Genomic DNA, 13,271 nt, shown 5'->3' with positions numbered 1-13,271 from the left:
TACTAATATACCAATCTTAGATTAAGTTTTATAAATTTACGACCGTATGCCTAGTTGTAATCGAACACACTTTTCACTTTGACTTTGCGTTGAACGTAGATAGCGGGTTTCTCTTTACATTCAAGGCTGCTGTTGCTTTAGCTTTCAAGTACAATATCTCAAAACCTATACACTCACCTTGTTTCCTCCCATACCCGCACAAAACTGACTTCGTTATTTTCTTTTTTCAAAAAAATACATCAGGATTGCTAAGATTTTTCCAATCCTCGAAACCGAAATCATTATTAAAATACTTTAATAGTAAGGAAATAATATTGCCATGTGTAACAACGATGGTAGTTTCTTTTCACTGCTTAAAATCCCCTCTACCACTTCTACGATTCGTTCCGTAGCAGCTTGACTAGACTCCCCGCCTTCAAATTTCAGTTCCATATTAGCAAAGGTTGTTTTTAGTTTTTCTAGCCAATCAGGGAGATTTTCGGAGCTTAGTATACGTTCTGTTAATTTTCTATCAAGCTCAATCTCTATATTTAATCGCTTGGCAAGTGGTTCTATAGAGTCAATCGCACGTTTATACGGGCTTGAAATAATTCGATCAATTTCAATTCGGAAAAAAACTCAGATGGGTGTCAGTAAAATATTACTCTATCAGGAGATAGATGGTTATATCGAACCAAAATCATCAGATTGGGGGAAATAAATAAAGCCTGTTAGGGAATATATGTATCTGCTTTGCCAGTAGATGCTCTTTTTTGACTTGTACCGGTTAATGAACAGCCCGCGCTTTTCCCTTCAGAAATCCAAGATTGGCTAATCTATCGGGCAGATATAGCAAAGCAAAAGCTTTATGTAGCAACTCCCCATTTATATTTTATAGCCTTCAATCGAAGAAATTCACTGTCCGTAGGATTCGGACGATGATTGAGGGCTATTGACTGCCAAAGAAGAGATTAACACCCCATATGTTCCGGCATACTTTTGTTAATGGATGCTAAAGGCGATTGAATAATAATATTGAAAAGGTAAGGAGACCCGCAGGTCATAGCAACATTGCGACAACGAGCAGATATTTGAAAGACTCGTATAGTGATCTTGCGGATGCGGTGGATACCTTGCCAATGTTTTGATATAATATAAACCCACAAGTAAAAATAAGTAATCAATATCCTATGGAAGAGAAGTTAATTCGTTCTTTTCTTAGTTTTGACATCATTTGTAGTTGATAAATTTTTTTACTACACAACAATAATGTATTACTTTTCTTTAGTTTAATAATTTTGTTGATTAGTTCATTTTAAAATGGTTTAATTATATTAAGGAATATTGGTTGGGTCACCCGATCAATATCCCTTCCATATAAAATAAAATGAAACAATACGTTGAGCTCAATTGAAGGCGCTTACAACTTATCCAATACGATAAAATGAATTTTTTTCTTCAAGGTAATTACTTCTTTATATAATGTTTTAATAAAATGTTTGAGCCATTGAAATATTTTTTATATAAATACAAAACAATATGATAGGAGGTTGAGATGTAGATGCAACTTAATAGAAAAGGAGTTTCTGAACAAGTCGCCGATAGTATTAAGAAAAGAATTCAAGCAGGGGTTTATAAGGTTGGAGATAAAATTCCAGGCGAAAGAGACATGGGGATTGAGCTTTCTGTAAGCAGAAATACAGTAAGGGAAGCTTATAAAATACTTGAAGCCTATGGCTATCTCACTGTTAAACATGGAATAGGGGTATTTGTGGCTTCACCTGAACATCAAATTCAAAAGATGACTGAAGCTTTTTTTGTCTCATCTGATCATATCAAAGACTTTTTTGCTGTTCGAAAAATTCTTGAAGAATGGACTGTAAAATGGGCTATTGAAAATTCTAGTGATGATCAATTTAATGAATTAGAACAAATTGTTAATGAAGCAAATGAAATATTAACTGGCGAAATTGATTATAAACGCCTTGCCGAATTAGATCATAAATTTCATATAACATTAGCTAACAATTCAAAAAATGAAGTACTCATTCGAATCATGAATTTTTTAATTGATTTACTATCAGAGTCTCGTAATAAATCCATTCAAATCCCTGGCCGCGTCAATCAATCTGTTCAGGAACATTCAAAAATACTACAAGCAATAAAACAAAAAAATACTACGGTCGCACAACAATTAATGAAAGACCATTTAGAAAGTGTACAGCATTCACTCAACACCGCCTCCCCTAAATAAAATAAAAGGCTGTTCTGATTTAATCACTAATCACACAGCCTTCCTTAGACTATTGAGTATTTTCTAGGGCTATAGGTGTTGGAAACCTTACGTTAAACTTAGTGCCTAATTCGATTAATTCTTCTTCTACGCTGGCTGATAATTGAATTCCTTCTGACAGTCGTTGCTCTTTCTCCCTCTTTCTTCTTTCCCCCGGATATCTAATTTCCGTTGTTCCAGGTACTTTTGGAACTGCCTTCATTTCCCCTAAAAGAGTTTGTAGTGACTTAAAAAAGAAAGTTACATCCATAAACTTCGCAATATCCAACAAAATAAAAAAGTGCCCCACATTTGCCTGTCCTATTTCTTTATCATCATACAGATTTTTTACATGTGGCCCGAAGGTAGCACCTGAAAGGACTCCAGTCAAAATTTCCACAGCTAAAGCTAAAGCTGCTCCCTTCGCTCCACCTAAAGGCAGAACAGATCCCTTTAAAGCAGCTTCAGGATCATTTGTTGGATGACCGTGTTCGTCAATCGCCCACCCATCAGGGATATGATCCCCCTGTTTGGCAGCTAAAATAATCTTTCCTCTTGCTACAATACTAGTCGATAAATCAATGATTACAGGTTGGTCATTTCCAGTCGGAAATCCAAATGCAATCGGATTAGTTCCGAAAAAAGCATCTTTCCCCCCCCAAGGCGCAATTCCAGGAGGTGAATTTGTAAATCCAATGCAAGCAAGGTCTTGTTCACATGCTAGCTGGCAAAAGTAGGAGGCAGTTCCAAAATGATTGCTATTTTTAATGGCTATTGCTGTAATGCCCGTTTCCTTCGTCATTTCAATCCCTTTTTGAATGGCTTGATAACTGACGACATGCCCCAGTCCATTATCCCCGTCAACTAATAAAACAGAAGGGGTTTTCATATTTATTTGGATGTTTGGATTCAGATTGATCCTCCCATCGCTGATGCGTTTAGAATAGATAGGCAGTCTACTAATTCCATGACTATCAACACCTTCTAAATTTGCTGATAGCAACGCCTCTCCAACTACCGCAGCATTCTCTTTATTCATCCCCATACTTACTAATACATCGTCACAAAACATTTTAAGATCGGCATTACTGTAAGTATTCATACGTTAGCCCCTTTAAATTTAGTCAATTGTTTTGTACTAAAAGTATCTGGTCAAAAAAGTACTCTCCCTACGCATAATGTGTAGGGAGAGGGGAGATATTAGGCACTGCGATATAATTTTGTCATAACAAACTCTCTATGACCTAGTGCCTCTGCACTTGTAAGTCGGCCATTGACAGTACGGGCAATCATTTCCATTAACTGATCCCCAGCTTCTTCTAATGAAATCTGACGAGCTAGTAATCCCTGGACGTCAACATCAATATGTTCACTCATAGTGCCCGCCGTAATAGGGTTTGCCGTAATTTTAACGACAGGTTCAATCGGATTACCGATGATATTTCCTTGTCCTGTAGGGAACAAGTGTAATACAGCGCCAGCTGCTGCCATCAAGGTGATACACTCTGCTGCTGCAGAAGACGTATCCATAAAATATAGGCCCTCTCCATTCGAAGGTTTTTCAGCAGGTTCTAATACACCAATGACTTGCTTCGTTCCTGTTTTTGCAATATTTCCAAGTGCCTTTTCTTCAATGGTTGAAAGTCCACCCGCGATATTACCTTGAGTTGGTTGGGATCCTAGTAGATCGACACCCTTCGATTCAATTTCCCCTACGTAATCTTCATAGATAGCCATAAATTTTTCACGTAATTCCGGTGTAGCCATTCGGTCACGGATTAAGTGCTCCCCGCCTGTTAATTCAGATGTTTCCCCAAAGAAAACAGTAGCACCTGCGTCAACTAAGCGGTCAACAGCTTGAGATACTGTTGGGCAGGAACCCAAACCAGTTGTTGTATCAGATTCCCCGCATTTTATACTAACTGTTAAATCTTTTAATTCTATCGGCTCTCTTTGTAGTTCTGTCGCCCATTGAACATACTCTTTAGCTTTCCAAGATGCTGCCCGAATAGTTTCTAAATCCCCATTTCCTTCAATAGAGAAGTAGGATACTGGTTTACCAGTTTCAGCAATTCCATCAGCAATCTTTTTTGACCAATTTTCCTCGATCCCAATTACTACTACAGCAGCTACGTTCGGGTTGGAACCAGTTCCAATCATTGTTCTAAAATGTAAATCTAAATCTGGTCCATACTGAAGTCTCCCATAAGCATGTGGGAGAGCCATTGTTCCTTGAACCTGTTTCGCAACTGCTTCACAAGCCGCATTTGAAATGTCGTCAACAGGCAATATAATTACATGATTTCGAATTCCAACCTTACCATTTTCTCTACGATATCCAAAAAGTTGTTGTCCCATTTTTACCACCTCGCCGTTTTAATATTTTGTGTGTGAACATAATCGCCAATTGTCCATTCTTCTGTCGTTATACCGATTTGAACGCCATATTTTAAGACAGGCTCACCTTTTTCCAGATTGACTAAAGAAATTTTGTGGCCTAAAGGAATATCCCCTCTAGCTGTTACTGACACATCTGAATTATCATCCATATAAATGCCGACTACCTGCTCTCCCTCTTTTATCGGGCTAGTAGCAACACCTACATGATCACCTCTATGATGGATTAGGAACTTATGAGTGCTTACAGGCTTTGTTTCCTGCTTTTCCGTAAGAGTACTTGATTGACCATTGTTTCCCATTTAAAAGCCTCCTTATATTGGTGTGGTGACCCAACCAATTTATTTATAATTTTATTAAAACACCAAATTCATTAATAGTCAATAACAAATTATTTAATTTTCTAAAAATTATAAATTGAGTATTATATGACACATAAAGAGGCGATTCCTTTTAAAACCTTTAAGCAATTTATCGTGTTGTTCCTATAAATTCTCTTGGTAGTCTCACTTCATATCCCTGTTTAACCAGTTCTTCTATACCTTCATTCCAGATAAGTTCTGTTATAAGAATCCTCATAATAAATCACCTCTCTTTTGTGATTAGTCTCATAAATCTTTATATATTAGCCATCATCTGCAAATTTGGTATAGTGACCCAACCTCATTATCCTAATTTTAACATCACTTTAAAAAATTGACTAATTATTTTGGATACATTAAAATTTTACATTTCCTTATTTATTTGAAATAATATTAGTCAAAATATTTTAAAAATATTGAATTATAATCTAAATAGTGATTTAATAAATTTATATTGGTTGGGTCACTATGCCATGATTTCAGAGGCTAGGGAGAATTTCAATGGTTCTATCCATATCAAAGATTAAAAGGAGGATAGAAGAAGTTAGTTTCTTAATTTGCAACACAAATTGGGGGTACTGATTATGAAGGATGTTGAAGTAACAGTTATGCGGTTTGATCCACAAATAGACGATGAGCCTAAGTATGAAACATTTCAAATTGAAGCTAAAAAAAATATGACGGTATTGGATAGCTTGTTTCTAATCGTCGAGGATCAGGATCCCAGTCTATCGTTCCGGTGTGCTTGCAGACTGGGAATGTGCGGTTCCTGCGGGATGGTAATTAATGGGCGAGGCCGTTTAGCATGCCGAACTAAAATTGAACATTTAGGGGATAAAATACTCGTTCAACCTATGAGAAACATGGACGTAATAAAAGATTTAGCCGTCAATATGGATAAATTCTTTCAAAATTGGGAGAAGGTAAAACCTTATTTTGTTCCAAAAGAAGAAACGGACGAGTTTGCTATTATTCCTCCATCATCAGGAAGACGAGAAATCATAGATGAAAATCAAGATTGTATTACTTGCGGATTGTGTTTTCAATCCTGTAATACCGTTTCACTTAGAGGTGTAGATGAGTTTATCGGTCCAGCTGCGTTAAACCGAGCTTACAATTTGATTGCAGATGAAAGAGATGGAGCTAGAGAGGAAAGGCTAGACATGGTCGTAGAAACCGACGGGGCATTTGGCTGCCGTTCATTTAGTGCATGTGTGGAGGTTTGTCCAAAAGGAATTAAACCAATGGCAACAATCCAGAAAATCAAAATGAAGCAGTTGAAAAGAGCGATAGGTATGAAATGGTAATTCGACTAAACGATAGGAGATGGTTTGGGAATGGCTTCAACTAGTTTGCAAACAAGTAAAAATGTTCAAGAAGTAAAGGTAAAACAACGTCCTTTTGTTGGCTATATTGCGTGGTTAGTTCAAAGAGTTACAGCATTAATTCTACTCTTTTGTTTACCATTAAAAATTTATAGTGGTTATGCAATGGTCGGAAAACTTCCAGGTATCGGAATTTTCTCTGCCTTACACTTAAACGCCTTTTTAGATGCTCTTTTAATATTTGCTTTAATTTTCCATGCCTTATACGGTTTTAGGGTGATCCTAATCGATTTCGGTATTGTAAAAGATAATCGAAGTGTGTTTACTATTTTTACAGTTATTGGTGCGGTTTTCTGTGCCTTCATGTTTTACGTCATTGTGTCCTAGTAACATATTATTATATAAATTTTCACTAAAACAAAGTAGGTGAACTCGTTGGAACACGTAGAGACAGATATTCTAATCTTGGGAAGTGGCGGTGCTGGTTTATTTGCAGCTCATCATGCAGCTGATCAGGATCCCAATACAAAAATTATCGTTTCAGCAAAAGGTTTAATAGGGAAAAGCGGGTGTACCCGTATGGTACAAGGCGGTTATAATGTTGTACTTCATCCCGATGATTCATTTGAAAAGCATTTTAAGGATACGATCAAAGGCGGGGGCGGAATCAATGATCAGGAGCTGGCATGGACGCTAGTAAATGATGCGCCTAAAAGAATAAGAGAGTTAGAAACAAAAATGGGCGTCTTTTTTGATAGAAATGAAGATGGAACGATTCACCAAAAACCCTTTGCTGGTCAAACATTCGACCGGACTGTTCACAAGGGAGACCTAACAGGAATTGAAATTATTTCTCGGATGCGTGATCAGCTTTATGCTAAACCAAACGTCACCGCGTGGGATGAAGTAAGGGCTATTGATATATTATTTGATGAAGAAAAAAACAGAGTAGCTGGGTGTTTAATGCACAATATGAGAACCGGCGAATTTATTGTCGTTCACTGTAAAGCTGTTATTGTTGGGACGGGCGGTGCCGCCACCATGTACAAGATTGCAACACCTAGCCTTGAGAAATCGGGAGATGGAATGGCTATGTGTTACCGAGCTGGAACAGAGTTTTTGGATATGGAAATGATGCAATTCCATCCAACAGGACTGCTTGCCGAGAATTCACGGTTAAATGGTGGAGTTCTGGAAGAAGGCCTTCGCGGAGCTGGGGGCTACTTAATCAATTCTCTTGGAGAAAGATTTATGAAAAATTACGATCCGGAACGTATGGAGCGCTCTACAAGAGATCGGGTTTCAAGAGCAGCCTATATGGAAATTATGGAAGGTCGCGGAACTCCGTTGGGTGGAGTATATGTGGATGTATCCCATCTTGGGAAAGAAAATGTACGGCGAATGTTCCCTGGAATGGTAGAACGATGCCGGGATGTTGGTAGGGATTTAAGCACGGAGCCAGTAGAGATCTCCCCAGCAGCCCACTTTCATATGGGAGGGGTAAGGATAACGAACAACTGTGAATCGAATATTGCCGGATTATTTGTGGCTGGAGAGGATGCAGGTGGAGTACACGGAGCAAACCGCCTAGGCGGAAATGGCGTTTGTGACTCAACTGTATTTGGTGCCAGAGCAGGCGATGCGGCCGTTTCCTATATTCATACCATCGGCACTCATGGAAAAATATCGGATGCCCAAGTTCAATCCTTTATTGACGATATTGTAAAGCCTTTTAGTAATGTGGAAGGAGAAAATCCTTTTTATATTCGTAATGATTTGAAAAACTTAATGTGGGAAAAAGTTGGTTTGGTCCGAAATGGGACAGATCTAGAGATTGCTTTAAGCGAACTTAGAGTATTAGAAAATCGAATTGAGCGTGTATCCGTTAAAGGTTCACGACACTATAATCTAACATGGCAAGAATTCTTAAATGTTCGAAATCTGGTAACGATAGCCAAGATGGTTACGGCTAGTGCCCTAATGCGTACTGAAAGCAGAGGCTCTCACTACAGAGAGGATTATCAGGAAAGCAATGATGAACAATGGCTAAGCAATATATTTGTGACCAAGGGTGAAGACGGAGAACCCCGCTATCATGTAGAAAAAACTAAACAAACCCGTATCGATGTGGCAAGAATTGAAGGATATAAGATCGAAGTGGCTTCCAAATAACAAGAAAAGGAGTGTTTTCTATGACAGTTACCGATTATACTGCCGATTATAAGCATGTGTGGGAAGTGGACAAAGATTTTTATAAAAGAGTCGAGGAATCCTGCAAAACTCTTTATATTGAATCCCTTAAGGATTTACCGCCTGATGTTAGAACTGCCTTAGAAAGAGCTTACGAAAATGAAGAATTAGAAAGTGGTAAAGAGATTCTAGCAACACTCATCAAAACTGTTTCCACAGCAGATGATCAAAAATTATTAATCTGCCAAGACACAGGAATTCCTGTATACTTTGTAAAAGTAGGAAATCAAGTGCGGTTTGATGGTCTAAGACTAGAGCAGGCAATTAGAAAAGGAACGGAACGGGCAACGCTGGAGCATCCATTAAGAAGCAGTATTGTAAACACATTAACAAGAAAAAACCATGGCACTTCTACCGGAAACCAAGTCCCTATTATTCACTATGAATTTGTGGAAGGCGATCAAATTGAAATTTTAATTGTTCCTAAGGGATCGGGTTCTGAAAACATGAGTTATTTAAAAATGTTAACGCCCGCCGCCGGTATTGAAGGGATTAAAAAATACGTCTTAGAGTGTGTGTTTGAATCTGGCGCCAATCCATGTCCTCCTACAATCGTGGGAATTGGAATCGGTGGAACTGCAGACAAATGTGCTGCACTTGCAAAAAAAGCTGCGGCACGTGAAGTTGGTTCTCCTAATCCGGATCCGAATGTACGGAAACTAGAGGAGGAACTGTTTACGCTAATAAATAAATTGGGATTGGGTGCACAAGGCTTAGGAGGAAGTACGACAGCATTAGCAGTCCACATTGAAGCAGCAGATACGCATATGACATGTAACCCTGTAGCTGTCAATATGATGTGTTGGCCTGCACGAAGAATGAGAGCTACCTTCACTCTAGGGGAAGATCCTAGAATTTCATTTTAATAAGTCTTCCCAAAAAGTTATCTTAATAATTTTACCTAATGGTTCATTTGATTTTTTAAAAAGTCACCAATTTAGGCTCAATTTCATCCCCAAATTAGGGAGATGAAATTGAGTAAAAGAAAACCTTATTCCTTTCATCCACAGATATTACTGATAGTCACTATTTAAGTTGGAGGTTTTCAAATGAGTAGCGAGCTTCAATTAGAAAAATCCGCAGTCCCGAATTCGAAAATACCATTTATAAAGTCAAAAAGTCTTCCAGGTATTGGTTTAACATTTGTTATTGGGATAATCGCCCATTCTTTAGGAAAGGATTTTCCCCTGATCGGCGGGGCTGTCATTGCCATTGTTATCGGAGTCCTCATGAGACAGTTTCTTGTGGTTCCCGAGGAATTTTATCCTGGAATCGGCTATACTCTTAAAAAGTTATTAAAACTGGCCATTATTCTTCTTGGCTTTAGTTTTAGTTTTTCTGAAATCTTCCAACTTGGAATGAATACGCTAATTATCGTATTAGTTGCAGTCATCCTTGGTATCGGCCTAACCTATTTCATCGGAAGGTTATTTAAACTCAAAGGAAATATTCCTTTGCTCATTAGTTTAGGGACTGGAATATGCGGGGCCACAGCAATTGCCACTACAGGGCCAATCCTTAAAGCAAAAGATGAGGACATTGTCTATGCAGTTAACACAATTTTTGCCTTTAATGTATTAGCTGTCTTAATCTATCCAATTATTGGCCATTTGCTTTCCATGCCAGATAGTATGTTCGGGGCATGGGCAGGTACAGCAATTCATGACACCTCTTCTGTTGTCGCAGCTGGTTATAGCTACAGTACAGAAGCTGGAGATGCATCCGTGGTTATTAAATTGATTAGAACATTAATGCTAGTGCCAGTTGCTGTCCTATTATCAATTTTTATTTCGATTAAAAACAAAACGGCGAATTCCGATCAAAATAAAGTAAAAATGAGTAAAGTCTTTCCTTTCTTTATATTATTTTTTGCTGGAGCTGCTGCAATAAATACGTTTTTCCCTTTGCCAACCAGCTTTGTCGAGCCCACTACTTTCATTGCTAAATTCGTCATTTTAATGGTCATGGCCAGTGTAGGTTTAGGAACTGATTTAAAAAAGATTAAATCTGTAGGGATACGCCCCTTAATGGTTGGTTTAATTTCATCCATTATCATGGGAGCTATCAGCTTACTCCTAATTATTATCCTTTTTTAATAATTTTATAGAATAATCGTTTAGTTGCCTTTAGGATTGCACGGTTTAATAAATCCAATTGGAGGGGTACTATGGCACATTATAGATTAAAAGCTCCGTTGACAGATGAAGATATTAAGAAATTATATGCAGGGGATACAGTCACTTTAGATGGGATCATTTTCGGAATCCGTGATGCAAATCTAATTCGCCTTTTTGATAAGAAGGTGGAACTGCCAGCTGACCTTGTTCCACAATTACAAGGATCAATCGGTCTCCATACGGCCCCGGGAGTCAGAAAATTAGATGACGGTACCTATGAAAAGGTGAGCATTGGCACGACTACAAGCTATCGTATGGATCGTTTTACTAGGGGATTAATGCAAGATTATGGCATGAAAGTCATTATTGGAAAAGGAGGACTCCTCGAGGATGGGAGTCAGGCATGTGTTGATTTTAATGGCTGTTATTTCTCTATCCTTGGGGGATCGGCAGCATTGGAGACGACACAAGTAGAAGCCATTGAAGATGTATGGTGGGAAGATCTGATGCCTGAAGCCATATGGAAGTTCAGGGTAAAGGATTTTGGGCCTTTAATTGTCTCTATTGATTCTCATGGGAACAATAAATACAAGGATATTAAGGAAATTGCAAGAGCAAATCTAGATAATATATTAAATCAAATTTAGACATGGAGAAATGAACGGATCAAGGCAAAAATCCTATTTTGAATAGGATTCTTGCCTTTTACTTCTAGGTTTTTACAGTTTGATAAATAATAAGGGGGGCATTTTATGGAGGAAGGTTGGATATTCCTATTCCTGATTGTCCTAATATCTTCTTTGCTGCAAACAAGTACGGGCTACGGCTTTTCAGTTGTGAGTACACCGTTTTTGTTCTTGATCTATCCCGTGCATACGGCGATTCAAATTAGTATTATTCTTTCCCTTTGTCTTTCCATATTTATGATCTTTAAAATAGGAAAAGAAATCGATAAAGCCCTGTTAATACGTTTAATAAAAGGAAGTAGTGTAGGTGCTCTCTTAGGAATTCCGATTTATCTTTATTTGGATGTCACCCTGCTAAAGATCATCGTGGGTGTACTGATTCTGATTTTCACGGTTCTTCTTATTTTAAAATTAACCATCAAGCAAACAAAGAAAAGGGACATCTTGACTGGTGGAATATCTGGCCTCCTAACGACAAGCATGGGAATACCCGGTCCACCTCTGTTGCTTTATTTTTCTGGGAGTGCAATGGATAAAGATAGCTTTCGGAATATTCCATTAGTCTACAATCTCTTTGTCTATCTCATTAGCTTAATATTGCAAATCATATTTAGCGGTACGAGTTCAGTCGCTTGGACTTCTTCCCTTATTTCCATTCCTGCGCTTTTTTTAGGTATATTGCTGGGGCAGTTCTTTTTTAAGAAGGTCAGTCAGGGCACATTTCGATTGATTTCCTATCTGATTCTACTATTTACAGGCGGCTATTTGATTATCATGAACTTCTTTAACGTTACTTAAGGGAAATTATCCATACTTTAATAAAAAGCAAAAAACGTGCAGCTCTTTGAACTGTACGTTTTTATTTTCTTCTTTTTTGCTCAAGAATAAATATCAAAGAAAAGCTTTATACTTACAAGCAGAATTAAGTACGCCGCAATTCTCTTTAATGTTATTGAATTTAGTTTTTTTGTTATACGTCCGCCAATTTGGGCACCAGCGATTCCCCCTATAATCAGCATAAACGCATAACCTATAGGAATGGAGCTGATACTCAGTTTAGTAATCAAACTCCCCGCTGCTAAAAGAAAGCAAATAAGTAGACTGGAACCTATTGCATTTTTTATAGGAATCTTGAAAACAAAAATCATAAGTGGAACAAAAATAAATCCCGCCGCAATTCCTACTAATCCCCCTGAAATCCCTATCATAAAACAGGCCAGTACAGTTAGAATGGTTGAAAAAATGGTAAAGTTAAACGGCTCCGATTCCTCATTTGATTTATAGGGGATTTGCATTACAATGGCAGCCGTTACAGCCAGAAAAGCAAAGATGGTACGTAAAAGAAAGTCAGAGGAATAGGAAGCTAATAGAACCCCTATCATACCGCCAATAAACGCTGGAATTCCCATGATTAAGACTATTTTCCGTTCGACAAGTTTGTTCCGTATATAATAAAATCCACCAGAAAGCGTTGAAAAAAAAGTTTGCATAATAGAAAAGCCAGCTATCGTGTGCATCGGGAACGTTTTACCTGTCAACAAAGGAAAAACAAACATTAGCATAAAGACTACAATAATTCCTCCCCCAATTGATAACAAGCCCGTAATCATTCCAGATAAAAAACCAATTAACAACATAGTTACATACATGTTTGAACTCCCTTAATTTAATTCTTGGTTAATCCTTAAACTCATCTAGGTTTGAGCTACATAAAATACGATATTATTCATCCTGGCAATAACAATAAGATCAGATCCTAATAATCATTAAAAATCACAGGTTTCAAACTAAAATTATAATTTGGTTATTTTTAATCAATACAAATTGCCGAACAGGCGGAAAAATCTCTTTAGAAATAGATTGATTTGATAATTGCGTTCATC

General features: G+C 37.7%; 13 protein-coding genes and 1 pseudogene. 9 read left to right on the top strand and 5 right to left on the bottom strand.

Annotated elements, in window-relative coordinates; translation table 11 throughout:
* Positions 1 to 294 precede the first annotated feature (294 nt).
* Positions 295 to 555, bottom strand: a complete 261-nt coding sequence (locus tag V7164_RS12545; RefSeq protein ID WP_335354253.1) for a hypothetical protein — start codon at positions 553 to 555, stop codon at positions 295 to 297.
* 237 nt (positions 556 to 792) lie between these two features.
* On the opposite strand from V7164_RS12545, the pseudogene V7164_RS25700 reads away from it, so the two are divergent.
* Positions 793 to 1,127: pseudogene (locus V7164_RS25700) on the top strand (site-specific integrase); the annotation flags it as partial.
* 413 nt (positions 1,128 to 1,540) lie between these two features.
* Entirely contained in the window at positions 1,541 to 2,233 is a 693-nt protein-coding gene (locus V7164_RS12540; protein WP_335354252.1) for a FadR/GntR family transcriptional regulator, read from the top strand.
* A gap of 49 nt (positions 2,234 to 2,282) precedes the next feature.
* Here V7164_RS12540 and V7164_RS12535 read toward each other — a convergent pair whose 3' ends face one another.
* The 3 genes from V7164_RS12535 to V7164_RS12525 form a co-directional block, all read right to left on the bottom strand.
* Positions 2,283 to 3,353 carry an Ldh family oxidoreductase gene (locus tag V7164_RS12535; protein ID WP_335354251.1) on the bottom strand — a complete coding sequence of 357 codons (1,071 nt, stop codon included), beginning with the start codon at positions 3,351 to 3,353 and terminating at the stop codon, positions 2,283 to 2,285.
* 98 nt (positions 3,354 to 3,451) lie between these two features.
* A complete protein-coding gene (locus tag V7164_RS12530; protein ID WP_335354250.1) occupies positions 3,452 to 4,609 on the bottom strand; it encodes a UxaA family hydrolase in 1,158 nt (385 codons plus the stop codon).
* A gap of 2 nt (positions 4,610 to 4,611) precedes the next feature.
* On the bottom strand, positions 4,612 to 4,950 hold the full coding sequence (locus V7164_RS12525) for a UxaA family hydrolase (protein ID WP_335347330.1): 339 nt from the start codon (positions 4,948 to 4,950) through the stop codon (positions 4,612 to 4,614).
* Positions 4,951 to 5,594: 644 nt separating this feature from the next.
* On the opposite strand from V7164_RS12525, the gene V7164_RS12520 reads away from it, so the two are divergent.
* The 7 genes from V7164_RS12520 (at position 5,595) to V7164_RS12490 (ending at position 12,186) form a co-directional block, all read left to right on the top strand.
* Positions 5,595 to 6,317: a succinate dehydrogenase/fumarate reductase iron-sulfur subunit gene (locus V7164_RS12520; RefSeq protein WP_335348344.1), complete on the top strand. Its 723-nt coding sequence runs from the start codon at positions 5,595 to 5,597 to the stop codon at positions 6,315 to 6,317.
* Positions 6,318 to 6,347: 30 nt separating this feature from the next.
* Positions 6,348 to 6,722, top strand: coding sequence for a hypothetical protein (locus V7164_RS12515; protein ID WP_335354249.1), 375 nt, complete (start codon positions 6,348 to 6,350; stop codon positions 6,720 to 6,722).
* A gap of 48 nt (positions 6,723 to 6,770) precedes the next feature.
* On the top strand, positions 6,771 to 8,507 hold the full coding sequence (locus tag V7164_RS12510; RefSeq protein WP_335354248.1) for an FAD-binding protein: 1,737 nt from the start codon (positions 6,771 to 6,773) through the stop codon (positions 8,505 to 8,507).
* Positions 8,508 to 8,527: 20 nt separating this feature from the next.
* Positions 8,528 to 9,451 (top strand): fumarate hydratase, encoded by a 924-nt coding sequence (locus tag V7164_RS12505; protein WP_335354247.1) that lies wholly within the window; start codon positions 8,528 to 8,530, stop codon positions 9,449 to 9,451.
* Positions 9,452 to 9,634: 183 nt separating this feature from the next.
* Positions 9,635 to 10,681 carry a YeiH family protein gene (locus tag V7164_RS12500; RefSeq protein WP_335354246.1) on the top strand — a complete coding sequence of 349 codons (1,047 nt, stop codon included), beginning with the start codon at positions 9,635 to 9,637 and terminating at the stop codon, positions 10,679 to 10,681.
* Between the two features lie 71 nt (positions 10,682 to 10,752).
* The gene (locus V7164_RS12495; RefSeq protein WP_335354245.1) at positions 10,753 to 11,349 is read left to right on the top strand and encodes a fumarate hydratase C-terminal domain-containing protein; all 597 of its coding nucleotides are present in this window, start codon (positions 10,753 to 10,755) and stop codon (positions 11,347 to 11,349) included.
* A 105-nt stretch (positions 11,350 to 11,454) separates the two neighbouring features.
* Positions 11,455 to 12,186: a sulfite exporter TauE/SafE family protein gene (locus V7164_RS12490; RefSeq protein WP_335354244.1), complete on the top strand. Its 732-nt coding sequence runs from the start codon at positions 11,455 to 11,457 to the stop codon at positions 12,184 to 12,186.
* Between the two features lie 80 nt (positions 12,187 to 12,266).
* On the opposite strand, the gene V7164_RS12485 is transcribed toward V7164_RS12490, so the two are convergent.
* A complete protein-coding gene (locus tag V7164_RS12485) occupies positions 12,267 to 13,037 on the bottom strand; it encodes a sulfite exporter TauE/SafE family protein (RefSeq protein ID WP_335354243.1) in 771 nt (256 codons plus the stop codon).
* Positions 13,038 to 13,271: the final 234 nt, after the last annotated feature.

It is taken from the genome of Bacillus sp. JJ1474, assembly GCF_036965225.1.
Lineage (GTDB): Bacteria > Bacillota > Bacilli > Bacillales > Cytobacillaceae > Cytobacillus.
The sequence above is the reverse complement of the archived record's forward strand: the minus strand, read 5'-3'. Positions and strand labels throughout refer to the sequence as shown.

What these genes read in the sequence shown, in the direction of transcription:
- V7164_RS12540 (WP_335354252.1), top strand. Translation starts at nt 1,541, where the DNA reads ATGCAACTTAATAGAAAAGGAGTTTCTGAACAAGTCGCCGATAGTATT.
- V7164_RS12535 (WP_335354251.1), bottom strand. Translation starts at nt 3,353, where the DNA reads ATGAATACTTACAGTAATGCCGATCTTAAAATGTTTTGTGACGATGTA.
- V7164_RS12530 (WP_335354250.1), bottom strand. Translation starts at nt 4,609, where the DNA reads ATGGGACAACAACTTTTTGGATATCGTAGAGAAAATGGTAAGGTTGGA.
- V7164_RS12525 (WP_335347330.1), bottom strand. Translation starts at nt 4,950, where the DNA reads ATGGGAAACAATGGTCAATCAAGTACTCTTACGGAAAAGCAGGAAACA.
- V7164_RS12520 (WP_335348344.1), top strand. Translation starts at nt 5,595, where the DNA reads ATGAAGGATGTTGAAGTAACAGTTATGCGGTTTGATCCACAAATAGAC.
- V7164_RS12515 (WP_335354249.1), top strand. Translation starts at nt 6,348, where the DNA reads ATGGCTTCAACTAGTTTGCAAACAAGTAAAAATGTTCAAGAAGTAAAG.
- V7164_RS12505 (WP_335354247.1), top strand. Translation starts at nt 8,528, where the DNA reads ATGACAGTTACCGATTATACTGCCGATTATAAGCATGTGTGGGAAGTG.
- V7164_RS12500 (WP_335354246.1), top strand. Translation starts at nt 9,635, where the DNA reads ATGAGTAGCGAGCTTCAATTAGAAAAATCCGCAGTCCCGAATTCGAAA.
- V7164_RS12495 (WP_335354245.1), top strand. Translation starts at nt 10,753, where the DNA reads ATGGCACATTATAGATTAAAAGCTCCGTTGACAGATGAAGATATTAAG.
- V7164_RS12490 (WP_335354244.1), top strand. Translation starts at nt 11,455, where the DNA reads ATGGAGGAAGGTTGGATATTCCTATTCCTGATTGTCCTAATATCTTCT.
- V7164_RS12485 (WP_335354243.1), bottom strand. Translation starts at nt 13,037, where the DNA reads ATGTATGTAACTATGTTGTTAATTGGTTTTTTATCTGGAATGATTACG.